Source organism: Kitasatospora sp. NPDC087314, assembly GCF_044744365.1.
In the GTDB taxonomy this organism is placed as follows: Bacteria; Actinomycetota; Actinomycetes; order Streptomycetales; family Streptomycetaceae; genus Kitasatospora.
Window position 1 is genome coordinate 153,360 of the sequence record NZ_JBIUYE010000013.1, and the last position, 16,028, is coordinate 169,387.

The following is a 16,028-nucleotide window of genomic DNA, read 5'->3' on the forward strand; positions in this document are numbered from 1 at the left end:
CGGATCGGCCCCCGGACCCGGGACCGGGTCGTCCGTTGGGCCTAGATCGTCGGGCGCCGAGCCCTACTCCCCGGCTGCCCAGGCGGTGGGGTCGGTCCAGGCGGTGAGGGTGCGGCGGGTGGTGAAGTGGTGGGGGTGGCCGGTGAGGGGGTCGGTGAAGTCGATGGAGGAGGCGAGGAGTTGGAGGGGGCGGCGGAAGTCGTCCGGGGCGGTTTCGGGGAGGACCAGGGGGTAGACCGGGTCGCCGAGGATCGGGATGCCGAGGCCGCTCATGTGCAGGCGCAGTTGGTGGGTGCGGCCGGTGAGGGGGCGGAGGCGGTAGTGGGCGAGGCCGTCGCGGTGGTCCAGGAGGTCGATCCGGCTCTCGCTGTTCGGCGGCGCGTCGATCTCCCGGGCCGCGATCACCCCGCGCTCCTTGATGATGTGGCTGCGCACGGTGCGCGGCAGGTCCAGTGCCGGGTCGTGCGGGGCGACCGCCCGGTACTCCTTGCGCACCAGGTGGTCGCGGAAGAGGGTTTGGTAGGCGCCGCGGTCCTGGGGGCGCACCACGAACATGGCCAGGCCGGCGGTGAGCCGGTCGAGCCGGTGCGCGGGGCTGAGCGCGGGCAGGTCGAGGGTGTGCCGCAGCCGGGAGAGCGCCGTCTCGATGACGTGTCTGCCGCGCGGGGTGGTGGCCAGGAAGTGCGGCTTGTCGACGACGACCAGGTGCTCGTCGCGGTGCAGCACCTCCAGCTCGAAGGGGACCCGGACCTCCTCGGGGAGGTCCCGGTAGAACCACAGGTGCGCGCCGGGCCGGAACGGCTCGTCCGGGGCGACCGGGCCGTGCTCGCCGACGATCTCCCGGCCGCTCAGTGCCGCGTCGATCCGCCCGGCCGCCACGGTCGGCAGGCGCTCGACCAGGTAGGCGTGGACGGTCGGCCAGGGGCCCTCGGGCGGCAGCCGCAGGTGCACCGGGTCCACGCCGTGGCGCTGCGGGAGGGGGGAGGTCGGGCGGCGGCTCTTGCGTCTCATCTCCCGGCCCAGCCTAGTGCGCCTGCCCACGGCGGCTTCGCCCCAGGTGCCACCCGAGGTGCCGCCCGAGGCGAGCGCGGAGGACAGTGGACGGTAGGTCGCCTATCCGCCGGAGCGGCCGGGAGGACATGTGAGCGCAGACGGCCCGGACGGTGTGCCGCCGCTGCACCTGCCGCGGCGTACCCGACTGCTGCTGGTCTGCGCCTTCGTACTGCTGGTCGCCGCCGTGGTGGCCGACCTGGTGACCGGGCCCGGGACGACCCTGTCCCCCGTGCTGGCGGTGGCGCCGGTGCTGGCCGGGGCGACCACCCGTTCCGCCCGGGTGCCGCTGGCCGCCGGCGGCATCGCCGTGCTGGCGGTCGGGCTGCTGGAGTCGACCAACAGCGATCTGCCGAACGAGGTGCACGTCACCGCGCTGATCACGGTGCTCGCGGCGACCCTGGCCAGCGCGGCCAACGTCGTCCTGGTCGCGGCCCGGGAGCGGGAGCTCTTCCAGGTCCGGACGGTGGCCGAGGCGGCTCAGCGGGCCCTGCTGCGGCCGCCGCCGGAGCGGATCGGCGGGCTGCGCACCGCCGTGCGCTATGTCGCGGCGGCCGCCGAGGCGCGCATCGGCGGGGACCTGTACGCCGTGGTGGAGACCGGCTACGGCGTGCGGGTCCTGCTCGGCGACGTGCAGGGACACGGGCTGCCCGCCGTGGAGAGCGCGGCCGACGTCCTGGGGGTGTTCCGCGAGGCGGCCCGGACCGAGCCCGACCTCGGACGGCTGGCCGAGCGGTTGGACGAGGCGCTCGCCGCCCGCCCGGGCGAGGGGCGCTTCGCCACCGCGCTGCTGCTGACCGTGCCGCCGGGGAACGGGCCGGTCCGCTTCGTCAACTGCGGCCACCCGGAGCCGCTGCTGCGCCGCGGCGGCCGGGTGCGCGAGCTGGCGCCGCCGCACGCCGCGCCGCCGCTCGGGTTGCTGGGGTTGACCGGCGGCGGGTATCCGACGGGTCGCTTCGAGCCGCTGCCGGGGGACCTGCTCCTCCTCTACACCGACGGGGTCACCGAGGCCCGGGACGCGCAGGGGCGGTTCTACCCGCTGGAGGAGCGGCTGCCGGGGCTGCCCGCGGCGAGTCCGGCGGACCTGCTGGACGGGCTGCTCGCGGACGTCGACGGCTGGATCGGCAACGCCGGGCTGACGGACGACGCGGCGCTGCTGGCGATCCGCTGGGAGCACTGAGCCCCCGGCGGGGCGGCGACGCCCGGGTGACTGTCGGTGTCGTATGCAAGGCTCGGTGCCACGGTCGGCGGGGTACCGGCCGGCCGCGGATGGATCGTGGAACGGATCGTCGAGGGGACAGCGCCATGGGGACCAGGGCCAGCGGGGCGTTCGAGGTGACCACGTTCGAGCCGGTGGAGACGGAGCAGCGGGAGGGCGCCGGCTTCGGCCGGATCCGGCTCGCCAAGACCTTCACGGGCGGGCTGTCGGGCACCAGCGAGGTGCGCATGCTCTCCGTCGCGGGGCCCTCCGGAAGCCCGGCCTCGTACGTCGCGGTGGAGCACGTGACCGGCGAGCTGGACGGACGGGAGGGCTCGTTCGTGCTCCAGCACGCGGCGTGGGACACCAGCGGCACGACCATACGCGTGGTGCCGGGCACCGGGGCGGGCGAGCTGGCCGGGCTCACCGGCGAGTTCCACCTGACCGTCGACGAGGGCGGCGCGCACACCTACGTCCTGGAGTACGAGCTGGGCTGATCACCCGGTCTCCCCCGCACGCCGCGTGCCGCACGCACCGGGCGGTCGTCCGCGCTGTCACGATGATGCGATCAGTGCACGATCGACATCGGAGGGTGGCGCATGCCCGGTACGGCGATGGCGTCGGACGGCAGGCCGGTCACGGTGACGGCAACGGTGACAGCCTCGGCAACGGCCTCCGTCACGGAGGTGGTCGACCGGCTGCGGGAGATCGGGGCGGCGCTGCCCGCGACGGACGGGGTGGCGGTCTTCAACCGGCTCTACCTCACCGTCACCGAGGCCGTCCGTGACCGGCTCGGCGGCTCGTACTTCGCCGATCCGGCGGCGATGGCCGAGCTGGACGCGGTGTTCGCCGGGCGCTACCTGCTGGCCGTGGCCGCCGACGCGGCCGGGCAGGAGCCCCCCGCCTGCTGGCGGCCGCTGTTCGCGCTGCGCGCCCACCCGGGTGTGCACCCGCTGCAGTTCGCCCTGGCCGGCATGAACGCCCACATCCAGCACGACCTGCCGCTCGCCGTCGTGGACACCTGCCTCCGCCGGGGCTGCGAGCCGGACGGGCTGGCGGAGGACTACCACCGGATCAACGGACTGCTGGCGGAGGTGGAGACGGCCGTCCGGGAGCAGCTGATGCCCGGCCCGGACCTGCTGGAGCGCGCCGAGCCGCTCACCCACCTGCTCGGTGCCTGGTCCGTGGAGGCCGCCCGCGAGGGGGCGTGGGCCGCCGTCCAGGCGCTCTGGGAGCTGCGTGCGGTGCCGGGCGCCGCGCGGGCCTTCGCCGCCGCGCTGGACGGCTCGGTCGGGCTGCTCGGCCACGCCCTGCTGCTCCCGCTCGGGCTGCATCCGGCGACGGACACACTGGGCGAGGACACCCCGGGCAGGGACGCACCGGCCACGGCGGACGCACCGGGCCGGGACACACCGGGCACGACGGACGCCCCGGGCAAGGCGGCCACGCCGAACACGCCGGCCGGCCGGCTCCCCGAGGCGAGGAACCGGCCGGCCGGTGAACGATCGACTGGCGAAGGAGCGGGCGCTCAGGCCCGGCCCGATCAGGCCCAGCTGGAGTGCAGCGGCTTGCCCTCGGCGTAGCCGGCCGCGCTCTGGACGCCCACGATCGCCTTCTCGTGGAACTCCTCCAGGGTGTTGGCGCCCGCGTAGGTGCAGGAGCTGCGCACGCCGGCCACGATCGAGTCGATCAGGTCCTCGACGCCCGGACGCGCCGCGTCGAGGAACATCCGGGAGTGCGAGATGCCCTCCTCGAACAGCGCCTTGCGGGCCCGGTCGTACGAGGAGTCCTGGGCGGTGCGGTTGCTGACGGCACGGGCCGAGGCCATGCCGAAGCTCTCCTTGTACTGGCGGCCGTCGGCGGCGGTCTGCAGGTCGCCCGGGGACTCGTAGGTGCCGGCGAACCAGGAGCCGATCATCACGTTGGAGGCGCCGGCGGCCAGCGCCATCGCGACGTCGCGCGGGTGGCGGACGCCGCCGTCGGCCCACACGTGCTTGCCGAGCCGGCGCGCCTCGGCGGCGCACTCCAGCACGGCGGAGAACTGCGGGCGGCCGACGCCGGTCATCATCCGGGTGGTGCACATGGCGCCCGGGCCGACACCGACCTTGAGGATGTCGGCGCCCGCCTCGACCAGGTCGCGGACACCGGCGGCGGAGACCACGTTGCCGGCCACGATCGGGATCTGCGGGTCCAGGCCGCGCACCGCGCGCAGCGCGCTGATCATCGACTCCTGGTGGCCGTGCGCGGTGTCCACCACCAGCACGTCGGCGCCGGCCTCGATCAGGGCCGCGGCCTTGCCGGCGACGTCGCCGTTGATGCCGACGGTGGCGGCGATCCGCAGCTTGCCGTCGCCGTCCACGGCCGGGGTGTACAGGGTGGCGCGCAGCGCACCCTTGCGGGTGAGGATGCCGACCAGTCGGCCCTCGCCGTCGACCACCGGGGCGAGCTTGCGGTGCGCCTCGGTGAGCTTGTCGAAGGCGGTGCGCGGGTCGATGCCCTCGTCCAGCAGCAGCAGGTCGCGGGACATCACGTCGGCGAGGCTGGTGAAGCGGTCCACGCCCTGGCAGTCGGAGTCGGTGACCACGCCGACCGGCTTGCCGTCCTCGACGACCACGAGGGCGCCGTGCGCGCGCTTGGGCAGCAGCGACAGCGCCTCGGCGACGGTGGCGCCCGGGGCGAGGGTGATCGGGGTGTCGTGCACCAGGTGGCGCTGCTTGACCCAGGAGACGACCTCGGCGATGACCTCGGTCGGGATGTCCTGCGGGATGGCGACCAGGCCGCCGCGGCGGGCGACGGTCTCGGCCATCCGGCGGCCCGCGATGGCGGTCATGTTGGCGACGACCAGCGGGATGGTGGTGCCGGTGCCGTCGTGGGAGGAGAGGTCTACGGCCTGCCGGGAGCCCACGGCGGAACGGCTGGGGACCATGAAGACGTCGTCGTACGTGAGGTCGTACGAGGGCTTGAGGTCGTTCAGGAAGCGCATGAAGGGGGCTCTCTGGCTGGGAGAAATTACACCTCGGGTGCGGTTGCGGCTCTGCCGCCGGGCGCACTCGGGCGCCCGGCACCCAGCATTCGATTCTCCGGGACGGTGGGACCAAAAGCCAGTTCGAGGCCCATTGCTGGCACTGTACACAAACCATGATCAATGCTCCGCGCGTAGACTTGGATGATCATCCAAAAGGCTCGGCTTTCGCGGTGGCCGGCGCCGCTCCCGTAGCATTCACGCGGTAACGGCGAGGCGAGCGGGAAGCGGCGACAGGCATGACGGCGGGCGTGGACATCAAGCAGGACCAGGGCGGCACGGACACCGAGGAGGAGATCGACTACGGTCCCGGCCTCGACCCCGAGCGGCTGAAGCTCTGCCTGGACGTGCTCGCCGAGCTCGACCAGCTGCACGTCGACCACCCGGACGCGATCACCGTCCGCCAGGCCGTCGGCGGCATATTCCGCACCCTCAAGCAGCGCCGCCGCCAGGAGACCCGCGCCCGCAAGACCGCGAACGACCGCGAGGTCACCGCCCGCACCGCCACCGGCGCACCCACCCGGATCGACGACGAGACCGCCGGCGCCTTCGGCCTCACCACCATCACCACCACCGAGATCGCCGGCATCCTGGAGCGGCCCCGCTCCTGCTACACCTGCAAGCAGCGGTACGTCGAGGTCGACGCCTTCTACCACAACCTGTGCCAGGCCTGCGCGGCCAAGAACCGGGCCCGCCGCGACGCCCGGGCCGACCTCACCGGCAAGCGCGCGCTGCTCACCGGCGGCCGGGCCAAGATCGGCATGTACATCGCGCTGATGCTGCTGCGCGACGGCGCCCACACCACCATCACCACGCGCTTCCCCAACGACGCGATCCGCCGCTTCACGGCGATGCCGGACAGCGCCGACTGGATCCACCGCCTCAAGGTCATCGGCATCGACCTGCGCGACCCGGCCCAGGTCATGGCGCTCGCCGACGAGGTCGCCGCCGACGGCCCGCTGGACATCCTGATCAACAACGCCGCGCAGACCGTGCGCCGCCCGCCGGAGTCCTACCGCGAGCTGATCGCCGCCGAGTCCGCGCCGCTGCCGGCCGGCGCGCTGCCGCAGGCCACCACCATCGGCCGCTTCGGCAGCGGCAGCGTCGACCTGCCCGCCCTCCCCCACCAGGCGGGCGGCGACACCCAGCGGATGGCCGCCGAGGACGTCACCTCCCTCGCGCTCGTCACCGGCTCCGCGACGCCCGCCCGGATCGAGGCCGGCACCGCGATCGACGCCGGCGGCCTGGTGCCCGACCTCGCGCCCACCAACAGCTGGGTGCAGACCGTCAACGAGGTCGGCCCGGTCGAGCTGCTGGAGGTCCAACTCTGCAACTCCACCGCGCCGTTCATCCTGATCAGCCGGCTGCGCCCGGCGATGGCCGCCTCCGCGTCCCGCCGCAAGTACGTGGTCAACGTCTCCGCGATGGAGGGCGTTTTCCAACGCGGCTACAAGGGCGCCGGCCACCCGCACACCAACATGGCCAAGGCCGCGCTCAACATGCTCACCCGCACCAGCGCGCACGAGATGTTCGAGTCCGACGGCATCCTGATGACCGCCGTCGACACCGGCTGGATCACCGACGAGCGGCCGCACCCGGACAAGATGCGGCTGGCCGACGAGGGCTTCCACGCCCCGCTCGACCTGGTCGACGGCGCGGCCCGGGTGTACGACCCGATCGTCCGCGGCGAGCTCGGCGAGGACCTGTACGGCTGCTTCCTGAAGGACTACGAGCGCTCCAACTGGTAGTCCCCTGATCCCCGCGAAGGAGATGGCGAATTGACGACCGCACCGCTGCTCGGCGCCGGAATCATCGTGCCCACCGGGGACGGCCGGGTGCTGATCGGCCGGCGGACCACCGCCGGTGAGCCGCCCACCTGGAGCCTGCCCGGTGGGAAGGTCGACCCCGGCGAGTCCTTCGAGCGGACCGCGGCCCGCGAACTCGCCGAGGAGACCGGCATCGTGCTGCCCGCCGAGCGGATGCGGGTGCTCGCCCTCCTGCTCGACCACGAGCTCGGCCGTCCCCGGCTCACCGCCGCCGTGCTGGCGCCGCCGAGCCTGGCCGAGGCCGTCGTCACCGAGCCGCACGCCTGTGGAGGTTGGGAGCGCTTCGCGCTGGACGCGTTGCCCGAGCCGATGTTCTACCCGTCCGCGCTGGTGCTCGGCAGCTGGCTTCCCCAGCTGTCCCCGGTCCTGTCCCCGGCTCTGCCCCCGGTCGTTCGGGCCGGGACGAACGTGTACCCCGTCGCCCACTGAGGACGACGGGGTACGCGGGGCATACGGGGCAGCCTGCGGCGGATCAGCCGTTGCGGGCGGCCTCCGGCCCGGTGATCCGCTTCAGCAGCGGCAGCGTCGAGGCGATGATGCCCAGCGAGGCGACCAGCCCGAAGGCCGTCAGCCCGTAGTACGGCGCACCCGGCGACACCAGGTCGTACTGCATCTGCGCCTTGAGGAACATCGCCGCCGCCGCGAAGCCGGTCCCGATCGCGATCGCCGACACCACCAGCAGTGGCAGCGCGCTCTCCAGCCCGATCACCCGTTGCAGCAGCCGCAGCGGCGCCCCGGTGAGCCGCAGCATCGCGAACGGGCGGCGGCGGTCGGAGAGTCCGGCCACCACGCTCACCGCGAGGCTGCACCCGGCGATCGGCAGGGTGGTCAGCAGGACCACGTTCGCGAGCTGGCGCCAGCCCTGGAGCTTCTTCTGCCCCTCGGAGCTCCAGTCCTCGGCCATCCGGGCCTCGTAGCGGGGGAGTTCGCTGTTGAAGAGCGTCCGCAACTGCTCCGTGGCCGACGCGGAGCCGTCGGTGGTCGCATAGATCATCCGCACCGGGAGGGTGGCGACCTCCTCGGCAGAGACCGCTGCCGTCGGCCACTCCCTACCGGCGTTCGCTTGCAGGTCGAGGAACTGGTTGCGGTCGACGGCCGCGACGGCGGCCCCCGGCGCGCAGTGGCCGACCACGGGAATCTGCGCGAGCTCCGAGCAGCGCACCAGGGGAGGCACGATCCGTTCCCGGCCGTACTGGTACGCGCCGATCCCGGCCGGGTTGTCGTGCACCAGCGCCATCCCCGCGAAGCCGGGGACGGCCCGGGCCCGCGCCACCATGCCATCGGGCACCGCCTGGAGCACCATCGGGCTCTCCGAACCGCCCATCGGGGTGGTCACGACGGCCTTGCGGACCTCCGGAGCGCCGTTGAGCGTGCCCTGGTTCGCGTTGATGGTGCCCATGATGCTCAGGGTCGCGGTCGTCACGAACAGGGCCAGCACCAGGCCGGCCACCGAACGGAAGCCCGCCCTCGGGTCGTCCCCCAGTCGACGCATGGCGATCAGCGAGGCCGGACGGCTGGTCCGCCGGGCCACTCCCCGGGAGACCGCCATGGTGAGCCACGGCCCGGAGATCACCAGACCGAGCATCACCAGGACGAAGCCGGTGAGGTAGGCCGCCGACTGCCCGTTGGTGGTCGCCGGGCGGTTGCCGACGAAGTAGCCGAGCTCGCCGAGACCGGCCAGCAGCGGGGCCAGCCGCCAGGCGCTCGGCGGCTTCGGGGTGGCCCGCCGGGAGACCCCGAGCGGCGAGATGGTGACCCGGCGCAGCGCGAACCGGGCGGCGAGCGCGGCCACCACCGGCACGCCCAGCACCACCCCGGCCGCGTGCACCGGACTCAGGCTCAGGTCCCCGACGAAGAAACGGTCGCCGGTGAAGGGCGCGCCGGCCATCACCGGCCGCAGCGCGAAGTACACGCCGAAGCCGAGGACGGTACCGGCCACGGCGGCGACCGTGGACTCCACCGCCGAGATCACCGACACCTGGCCCGGCGTCGCGCCCACCAGGCGCATCGCGGCGTAGCGCTGCTCACGGGTGGCTGCGGACAACCGGGTCGCGGTGCCGATGAAGATCAGCACCGGGAAGATCAGCGCCCCGGCCACCACGGTGAGCACCAGGACCATCGCGTCGCCGTGCACGCCCGCGCCGTAGCAGTCGTTGTCGCACTCGGCGGGCAGCGCGGCGGCGATGGTCGTGACGGTGGTGGCCCTCGGCAGGGCCTTGACCTCGTCCACGGTGCGGCCCACGACCACCGCCAGGGTGTCCGGGGAGGGCAGCGCGTCGTCGCCGAGGGTGCCGGCCGGCCGGCCCGGGAAGCGGTCGCCCAGCTCGACGGCCGGGACCTCGCTCAGCAGCTTCTCCAGGGCGGGCGAGGCGTAGTACTCGCCGGCGGCCGGCAGCCTGCTCAGGCCGGGCGGCACCGGCGAGGTGGGCCCGGTGGGGGCGACCTGGGCCAGGAAGACCCTCTTCCCCTGGAAGTAGTCCATCCGGGCGCCCCACCAGAGCGGGTCCGCCGGGGCGGTGGCGGTCCCGCCCTTGACCCCGGTGTTCATCCAGAACTGCCGCTCGTTGGCCCGGTCGATCGCGTTGACACCGGCGAGGGTCGACAGCAGCAGCCCGACCCCGATCGCGACCGCCGCCGCGATCATCAGCAGCCGGGCCACGGCCTCCCGGCCGCCGCTGACGGCCAGACGGAGCGAGAAGCGGATCACGAGGCCACCGATCCGGTGGAGAGCGCACGGGCCTGGCCGTCGCGGACGATCGCCTCGCGGTCGGCGTAGGCGGCGACCCGCGGCTCGTGGGTGACCAGGATGACGGTGGTGCCCTGTTCGCGGGCCGAGTCGACCATCAGCTCCATGACCTGCTCGCCGGTCAGCGAGTCCAGCGCGCCGGTCGGCTCGTCGGCGAACAGCACCTGCGGACGGGCCACCAGGCCGCGGGCCAGCGCGACCCGCTGTGCCTGACCGCCGGACAGCTCGCCGGAGCGGCGGTTCTCCATGCCGTCCAGGCCGAGCCGGGCGAACCACGGCCGGGCCTCGGCCAGCGCGGCGGTCCGGCGCACGCCGTTCAGCAGCAGCGGCAGGGCGACGTTCTCCTCGGCCGTCAACTCCGGGACCAGCTGGCCGAACTGGAAGACGAAGCCGAACTTGTCCCGGCGCAGGGCGCTGCGCTGCGCCTCCGGCATCGCGTCCAGGCGCTGCCCGTTGAACAGCACCTCGCCCGCGTCGGGCACCAGGATGCCGGCCAGGCAGTGGAGTAAGGTCGACTTCCCCGAGCCGCTCGGGCCCATGATGGCGAGCACCTCGCCGGCCTCGACGGACAGGTTCGCCCCACGCAGGGCGGGGGTCTCGCCGAAGGCGAGGGCGACGTCGCGGGCCTCGATCACCGTGGTCATGAGCGCACCGCCTCGGCCAGCGCGTCCAGGCGTGCGGCGGTGAGGTCGATCCAGCGCAGGTCGGCGTCCAGGTGGAACAGCCCGTGGTCGGCGAGCAGGGCGTCCACCAGCGCGCCGGTGCGGCGCAGTTCGGTGAGCTCGCGCATCCGGCGCAGGTGGGCGGCGCGCTGGGTGTCCAGGTACTCCTGGGCGTCCCGGCCCAGCATCAGGGCCAGCACGACCTTGGTGAACAGCACGCTCTGCAGGTTGGGTTCGGGCGCGACCGGGTCCTTGAGCCAGGTCTCGAACTCCGTCACCCCCGCCTCGGTGATCACGTACCGCTTGCGCTCGGGGCCGTCACCGGGCTCGGCCTCGCCCGCGACCACCTTGCCGTCGCGGGCCAGCCGGCCGAGCGTCGCGTACACCTGGCCGTACGGGAGGGGCTTGCCGCGGCCGAAGAGGGAGTCGTAGTCGCGCTTGAGGTCGTAGCCATGACTCGGCTCCCGCTCCAGCAGCCCCAACAGGGTCAAAGGAACACTCATGGGAGAGACCATACCCCACGAGTATACTTCGAGTGTATAGCTGGCGAGAATACGGCCCCTGCCTGCGAAAACACCGTCAGAAAGGTGCGGGCGGGCAGGAGGTAGCCCCACGCTCACCCCCTGCACCGCACCACGGCCCGGCACCCCCACGGTCAACCGGGCCCGGCCACGACCCGGCACGAGGGGGGCGGCCGGACCCAAGCCTGCCCCGGACGGGCCACGGCTGCCGAGGGCCGAACGTCCCGGGTCCGGTTGACCGTGGGGGTGCCACCCGGTTGCCGCACGGCTGCCGAAGGGGTCTACGACGGCACGCGGGCAGCGCGCGGCGGCGCGGCCCGGTGGTCCCGGTGGTACGAGTCCGCACGACTCTTGTGCGCGGGCGGCCGCCGGGTGGAAATTGGGTGACGCAGCTCTGTCGACCCCACCGCCACGCCGCCCCAACGCCCCTGAGGAGCCCTCAACGTGTCCAGCACACCCCGGCCCGCGTCGCGACCGCCGCGAACCGGCCGCCGGCTGCGGCGGGCCTTCGGTGCCCGGCACGAACCGCTGGTCCGGCCGGTCGACCGGGCCCGCGCCCGCGCCTGGCTGCTGGCCACCGTCGGGGCGCTGCTCGCCCTCGCACTCGGCACCGCCGCCGCCCTGCTCAGCTACCACGCCACCGCACCCCAGGCCGACAGCGACCGGCTGCGCCTCCACCGGGTCGACGCCGTGGTGCTCACCCTCCCCGACCACGACTCCGCCACCGGCGGCCGCTTCGGCGGCGGCTACGGCAACCGCGTCGACGTCGAGGCCTCCTGGACCTACCCCGACGGCCACCCGCACACCGGCACCGTCCAGGCTCCCCGCTCGTCCGTCGCCGGAAGCGTCGTCCCCGTCTGGGTCGATCCCGCGGGCGCCGTCTCCGATCCCCCGACCAACCGCGCGACCCTCGCCGTCTCCGCCGCCTGCACCGGTGCCGGCGGCCTCCTCGCCCTGCTCGCCCTCCTCACCCTCGCCCTACGGCTGCGCCTGCACACCCTCGACCGCCGCTCCGACGAGGACTGGAGCCGCGACTGGGCCCGCCTGGAACCCCTCTGGAGCGGCCGCGCCGGGCACCGCCAGGACGACTGACGCCCGCCGACGGACGGCCCGGACGGCCGGATCGCGCAGGACCGAACAGGCCCGAACCGGAAGCCCGCCTCAGACCGGCTGGGTCCAGCCGGGGATGTCGGGGCGGGGCCTGGCCGCGCGATGGGTGAGCGCCGCGACCGCGACGAGCAGCGCGAGGGCCAGGGCCAGGGCGGTGGGGACGTTGACGTGGAGGACCAGGAGGGCCCCGACGAGGGCGCCGGTGAACATCCAGACGGCGGAGGCGAGGCGGCGCGGACCGGCGCGGTCGGCGGCGAGGGCGGTGATGGTCATGGTGAGCACGGTGGTGGTCAGGTCGGGCACCTTGAGGGAGCGGACCACCGCGTTCTGGCCGCCCATGGCGAAGCCGAGCAGCCCGATCAGGGTGTAGCGGGCCGGGTCCGAGGTGTGGCCGACCACGGCCGCCAGGACGGTGCTCGCGGCGACGAGCACCGCCTGGACGGCGACCGCGGCGGTCAGCAGGTGCCCCCGGTGGCCGGGGAGCCGCTCGGTCAGGTGGCCGCCTGCCATCGCGCCGAGCACGAACGCGCCGAGGGCGGTCAGCGAGGCGGTGGCGGAGAGTCCGGCCGCGCCGGCCAGCGCGAAGCCGAGGAAGACCACGTTGCCGGTCATGTTGGCGACGAAGACGTGGCCGAGTTCGAGGTAGCTGACCGCGTCCACCAGGCCGGTGACGACGGTGAGCACCAGCAGCATCGGCACGAGCGGCCCGTGCCGGGGATCGGGTGTGAGCATCGGGGCCTCCCGGTCGGTCGTGTGACGGTGCTTCCGTTCTACTCCCTCAGGCGAGCGCGGGTCGGCCGGGATCGTCGGAGTCGTCGTCGAGGTGCCAGTGCAGGTCCCGGACGCCGGGTTCGAGGGAGAGCCGGCTGACGACCTGTTCGAGGGCGGGGGCGACCTGCCCGGCGATGGCCACGGTGGCGCGCAGGCTGGTGGCGTCGCCCTGGTCGGTGCGGCGGGCGCGCAGGCCGGTGGGGGCGAGGCCGGAGGCGGACAGCGCCTGGAGCAGCAGGGCCCGGATGTGGGTCTCGGCCTTGCGCTCGCACTCCAGGTGGACGGTGGCGCGGACGGTGGAGTCCGGGTCGCTGCCGGACTGCGGGGTCCGGTCGAGCAGCCGTCCGGCCGGGCGCAGGACCAGGTGGACGGCGAGGACCGCGAGCGTGCCGAGGGCCGCCAGTTCGAGCTTGCCGGAGGCGGCGAGCACCCCGACCGCAGCCGAACACCACAGCGTGGCGGCGGTGTTGAGGCCGCGCACGCCGGCGCCGTCGCGCAGGATGACGCCACCGCCGAGGAAGCCGATGCCGGAGACGACGTACGAGGCGACCCGGGTGGGGCTGCCGGTGTCGCCGACGGCCTCGCTGTACAGCACGAACAGGGTGGCGCCGGCGGCGACCAGGGCGTTGGTGCGCAGGCCGGCCATCCGGGCCCGCCACTGGCGCTCGACGCCGATCAGCGCGCCGCAGGCGACGCCGGTGGCCAGGCGGACCAGGAAGTCGATGGTGGTCAGGGTGTGCACGACGGCACCTCCTTCTGGGGGAAGACGGACGGATGGGCGGCGGGCCGCTGCCCACCACCCGTCCGTTCGGGCTGCGGTCGGCGGCTCAGTGGCTCAACGCGGTCTGGACGATCTTGATGATGACCATCACCATCGCGAGCAGCAGGTAGGCGCGCAGGGCGCCCATGCCGACCTTGCGGGCGGTGGACATGACCGGCCTGCTCAGGGTCTCCAGCGGGGGCATCCGCCACTGCTCGCGGCCGGTGCGGTCGATCGGGTCCTCCTTGGTGGCCGTGCGGCCGAAGGTGAAGGAGTACCCGGCGACCAGGACGCCCGCCACGCCGCAGCCGGCCATGATCCACAGGATCGCCGCGGAGCTGATGTCCGGCCAGACCACGGCGGCGGTCAGGATCAGCGACAGCGTGACCAGGACGCCGACCACGGCCGAGGTGAAGGCGTTGGTCTTCGGCCCGTTGACCCAGGGGCCGAGGACGTCCTTGTCGTTGCAGAGCAGCAGCAGGAACACCGTCGCCGAGGGCAGCAGCACACCGGCGAGCACCTGGACGAACTGCGTCATCAGACCCTGGGTGTACTCGGTGGACAGCAGGGTGATCGCGGCGGCCACCACGACCAGTCCGGCGTAGATCCCGTAGAAGCCCTTGGCACCCTTGACACCCCGGTGCAGCGAGTGCTTGATCCCGAACACGTCGCCGATCGCGTAGGCGGTGGAGAGGGACACCGCGAAGGCGCCGATGATCGAGGCGTCCAGCAGGGCGATCGCGAACAGCACGCCCGCCAGGTGGCCGGCCTTGTCCTCGATGCCCCGGGCGAGGGCGGCCGCGTCGGAGAACTGCCCGAAACCGTCGGTGCCGGCGAAGGCCGCTGAGGTGAAGCCGATCATCGCGGCGGCGCCGACGATGACCACGACGATCCCGATCCACAGGTCGACCTTCTCGTACTTCATGAAACGCGGAGTGATCCGCTTGTCGATGACGTACGACTGCTGGAAGAACAGCTGCCAGGGCGCGACGGTGGTGCCGACGATGGAGATGATCACCAGCATCACGGCCGCCAGCTGGCCCGAGCCCCCCGGCATGCTGGGCACCACGAAGTCGTGCGCCATCTGCGAGGTCTTCGGGTGGACCATGAAGTAGATCGGCACCAGCAGCAGCGAGCCCGCGCAGAGGGTGACGGCGACGCGCTCGAAGCGCTGGAAGGAGCCGGTGAAGGCCGAGGCGATGATGATGCCGGCGGCCAGCACCACCGAGGCGGCCTTGGGCAGGCCGAGGTAGCCGGCCGCCAGGGTGACGCCGATGAACTCGGTGACCAGCGTGAGGGCGTTGAGCAGGAACAGGTCGATGACGCTGAACGCGCCCCAGAACTTGCCGAAGCGCTCCAGGATCAGCCGCGCGTGGCCGACGCCGGTGACGGCGCCCAGGCGCAGCACCATCTCCTGGTTGACGTAGAGGACGGGGACGAGCATCAGGAGCGTCCACAGCAGCTGGGTGCCGTAGTTCTGCCCCGCCTGGCCGTAGGTGGAGAAGGCGCCCGCGTCATTGTCCCCGACCATCACGATCAGGCCGGGGCCGATGATCGCGAGCAGCGTCTTGAGACGGGCGGAGATTCCGTGGCGCGGGGTGGTGTCGTCGAGCTTGATGGTGCCGAGGGCGCCCTTGATGTCGCCGAGGTGGGCGTCGTCGAGGACGGCGGTGCGGGCGGTGGGGACCTTGGGGTCCAGCATCACGTTGGTCATGGCAGGGGCCTCCCTGCCCCCTTCCCAGGGGGCGACAGGGGGCACGCAGCAGCGATCCTCCCTGCGGATGCGGGCGCACGCCGGCGGACCGCACGGCGGCGCTGAGCGGCGGCGGCCGTGAGGGCATGACGATGCGTCAGACGTCTTGCGTCAAGGCGCGGTTGAGCGCATGACGAAACGTCGGGTGAACGCGCAGGGAAGGTTGTTACCGCGTGCCGGAGGTGATCGAGAGCATGCGGGGGCAGGGGCAACTGTGGCCCGGACTACTGCAGTCCATATCTCTCGCCTCCTCCCGGTCGGGGGCGCACCGACTGTGCGCCGCTTCACGACACGGCAAGGAGCGGACCGACCCGACGGGACCGGTACACCCCAACTCGTCAGAGCTTTGGCACTCCACGGCGTGTCCAGCCTGGTCGGCCGGAAGCCACTTGGGGTCAACCCTTAACTCGGGAAGACCTGTCCTGAACCTGGGCGTCTCTCGACGTCGTCGGGTCAGTGGCCTGTGTCCGTGAAGACGCCTCACCGAACGAGGTGCCTTTCAAATCTCTCCGAGCATAGACCCTCGACGACCGCCCGACTGCCGCTTTGCGACCAATCATCGACAGCTTTGTAGAAGTTTGACCAAGCCACCCCTCCACAAGCACCCTC

General features: G+C 73.2%; 14 protein-coding genes and 1 riboswitch. Of the genes, 6 read left to right on the forward strand and 8 right to left on the reverse strand.

The window, feature by feature from the left end; genetic code table 11:
- Nucleotides 1–63: 63 nt before the first annotated feature.
- Nucleotides 64–1,011 carry a pseudouridine synthase gene (locus tag ACIO5E_RS27475; RefSeq protein ID WP_400672671.1) on the reverse strand — a complete coding sequence of 316 codons (948 nt, stop codon included), beginning with the start codon at nucleotides 1,009–1,011 and terminating at the stop codon, nucleotides 64–66.
- A gap of 130 nt (nucleotides 1,012–1,141) precedes the next feature.
- Between ACIO5E_RS27475 and ACIO5E_RS27480 the strand changes: the two genes are divergently transcribed.
- The 3 genes from ACIO5E_RS27480 to ACIO5E_RS27490 all read left to right on the forward strand — a co-directional run bounded on the left by ACIO5E_RS27480 (nucleotide 1,142) and on the right by ACIO5E_RS27490 (nucleotide 3,831).
- Entirely contained in the window at nucleotides 1,142–2,230 is a 1,089-nt protein-coding gene (locus ACIO5E_RS27480) for a PP2C family protein-serine/threonine phosphatase (RefSeq protein ID WP_400672674.1), read from the forward strand.
- A 125-nt stretch (nucleotides 2,231–2,355) separates the two neighbouring features.
- Nucleotides 2,356–2,745 (forward strand): DUF3224 domain-containing protein, encoded by a 390-nt coding sequence (locus ACIO5E_RS27485; protein ID WP_400672677.1) that lies wholly within the window; start codon nucleotides 2,356–2,358, stop codon nucleotides 2,743–2,745.
- A gap of 156 nt (nucleotides 2,746–2,901) precedes the next feature.
- Nucleotides 2,902–3,831, forward strand: coding sequence for a DUF5995 family protein (locus ACIO5E_RS27490; RefSeq protein ID WP_400672678.1), 930 nt, complete (start codon nucleotides 2,902–2,904; stop codon nucleotides 3,829–3,831).
- On the opposite strand, the gene ACIO5E_RS27495 is transcribed toward ACIO5E_RS27490, so the two are convergent.
- Nucleotides 3,792–5,231, reverse strand: coding sequence for a GuaB1 family IMP dehydrogenase-related protein (locus ACIO5E_RS27495; protein ID WP_400672681.1), 1,440 nt, complete (start codon nucleotides 5,229–5,231; stop codon nucleotides 3,792–3,794). The genes ACIO5E_RS27490 and ACIO5E_RS27495 overlap by 40 nt on opposite strands.
- Nucleotides 5,232–5,509: 278 nt before the next feature.
- On the opposite strand from ACIO5E_RS27495, the gene ACIO5E_RS27500 reads away from it, so the two are divergent.
- Both ACIO5E_RS27500 and ACIO5E_RS27505 read left to right on the forward strand, forming a co-directional pair.
- Nucleotides 5,510–7,018: an SDR family NAD(P)-dependent oxidoreductase gene (locus tag ACIO5E_RS27500; protein ID WP_400672684.1), complete on the forward strand. Its 1,509-nt coding sequence runs from the start codon at nucleotides 5,510–5,512 to the stop codon at nucleotides 7,016–7,018.
- 30 nt (nucleotides 7,019–7,048) lie between these two features.
- Nucleotides 7,049–7,525 carry an NUDIX hydrolase gene (locus tag ACIO5E_RS27505; RefSeq protein WP_400672687.1) on the forward strand — a complete coding sequence of 159 codons (477 nt, stop codon included), beginning with the start codon at nucleotides 7,049–7,051 and terminating at the stop codon, nucleotides 7,523–7,525.
- A 43-nt stretch (nucleotides 7,526–7,568) separates the two neighbouring features.
- Here ACIO5E_RS27505 and ACIO5E_RS27510 read toward each other — a convergent pair whose 3' ends face one another.
- The 3 genes from ACIO5E_RS27510 to ACIO5E_RS27520 are packed head-to-tail and all read right to left on the reverse strand — an operon-like array spanning nucleotide 7,569 to nucleotide 11,007.
- Nucleotides 7,569–9,803: an FtsX-like permease family protein gene (locus ACIO5E_RS27510; protein ID WP_400672690.1), complete on the reverse strand. Its 2,235-nt coding sequence runs from the start codon at nucleotides 9,801–9,803 to the stop codon at nucleotides 7,569–7,571.
- Nucleotides 9,800–10,486 carry an ABC transporter ATP-binding protein gene (locus tag ACIO5E_RS27515; RefSeq protein ID WP_400672693.1) on the reverse strand — a complete coding sequence of 229 codons (687 nt, stop codon included), beginning with the start codon at nucleotides 10,484–10,486 and terminating at the stop codon, nucleotides 9,800–9,802. The genes ACIO5E_RS27510 and ACIO5E_RS27515 overlap by 4 nt, the downstream gene beginning before the upstream one ends.
- The gene (locus ACIO5E_RS27520; protein WP_400672696.1) at nucleotides 10,483–11,007 is read right to left on the reverse strand and encodes a PadR family transcriptional regulator; all 525 of its coding nucleotides are present in this window, start codon (nucleotides 11,005–11,007) and stop codon (nucleotides 10,483–10,485) included. Before ACIO5E_RS27520 ends, ACIO5E_RS27515 begins: the two co-directional genes overlap by 4 nt.
- A 462-nt stretch (nucleotides 11,008–11,469) precedes the next feature.
- On the opposite strand from ACIO5E_RS27520, the gene ACIO5E_RS27525 reads away from it, so the two are divergent.
- Nucleotides 11,470–12,117 (forward strand): hypothetical protein, encoded by a 648-nt coding sequence (locus tag ACIO5E_RS27525; RefSeq protein ID WP_400672699.1) that lies wholly within the window; start codon nucleotides 11,470–11,472, stop codon nucleotides 12,115–12,117.
- Between the two features lie 69 nt (nucleotides 12,118–12,186).
- Here ACIO5E_RS27525 and ACIO5E_RS27530 read toward each other — a convergent pair whose 3' ends face one another.
- The 3 genes from ACIO5E_RS27530 to ACIO5E_RS27540 all read right to left on the reverse strand — a co-directional run bounded on the left by ACIO5E_RS27530 (nucleotide 12,187) and on the right by ACIO5E_RS27540 (nucleotide 15,380).
- On the reverse strand, nucleotides 12,187–12,867 hold the full coding sequence (locus tag ACIO5E_RS27530) for a YoaK family protein (RefSeq protein WP_400672701.1): 681 nt from the start codon (nucleotides 12,865–12,867) through the stop codon (nucleotides 12,187–12,189).
- A gap of 46 nt (nucleotides 12,868–12,913) precedes the next feature.
- On the reverse strand, nucleotides 12,914–13,648 hold the full coding sequence (locus ACIO5E_RS27535) for an MgtC/SapB family protein (protein WP_400672704.1): 735 nt from the start codon (nucleotides 13,646–13,648) through the stop codon (nucleotides 12,914–12,916).
- A gap of 85 nt (nucleotides 13,649–13,733) precedes the next feature.
- A complete protein-coding gene (locus tag ACIO5E_RS27540) occupies nucleotides 13,734–15,380 on the reverse strand; it encodes an NRAMP family divalent metal transporter (protein WP_400672707.1) in 1,647 nt (548 codons plus the stop codon).
- A gap of 361 nt (nucleotides 15,381–15,741) precedes the next feature.
- A riboswitch (M-box (ykoK) riboswitch) is annotated at nucleotides 15,742–15,918 on the reverse strand.
- Between the last annotated feature and the right edge of the window lie 110 nt (nucleotides 15,919–16,028).

Bases quoted from the DNA above. Each gene is read 5' to 3' on its own strand.
- ACIO5E_RS27515 (WP_400672693.1), bottom strand. From the start codon at position 10,486: ATGACCACGGTGATCGAGGCCCGCGACGTCGCCCTCGCCTTCGGCGAG.
- ACIO5E_RS27520 (WP_400672696.1), bottom strand. From the start codon at position 11,007: ATGAGTGTTCCTTTGACCCTGTTGGGGCTGCTGGAGCGGGAGCCGAGT.
- ACIO5E_RS27485 (WP_400672677.1), top strand. From the start codon at position 2,356: ATGGGGACCAGGGCCAGCGGGGCGTTCGAGGTGACCACGTTCGAGCCG.
- ACIO5E_RS27500 (WP_400672684.1), top strand. From the start codon at position 5,510: ATGACGGCGGGCGTGGACATCAAGCAGGACCAGGGCGGCACGGACACC.
- ACIO5E_RS27540 (WP_400672707.1), bottom strand. From the start codon at position 15,380: ATGACCAACGTGATGCTGGACCCCAAGGTCCCCACCGCCCGCACCGCC.
- ACIO5E_RS27530 (WP_400672701.1), bottom strand. From the start codon at position 12,867: ATGCTCACACCCGATCCCCGGCACGGGCCGCTCGTGCCGATGCTGCTG.
- ACIO5E_RS27475 (WP_400672671.1), bottom strand. From the start codon at position 1,011: ATGAGACGCAAGAGCCGCCGCCCGACCTCCCCCCTCCCGCAGCGCCAC.
- ACIO5E_RS27495 (WP_400672681.1), bottom strand. From the start codon at position 5,231: ATGCGCTTCCTGAACGACCTCAAGCCCTCGTACGACCTCACGTACGAC.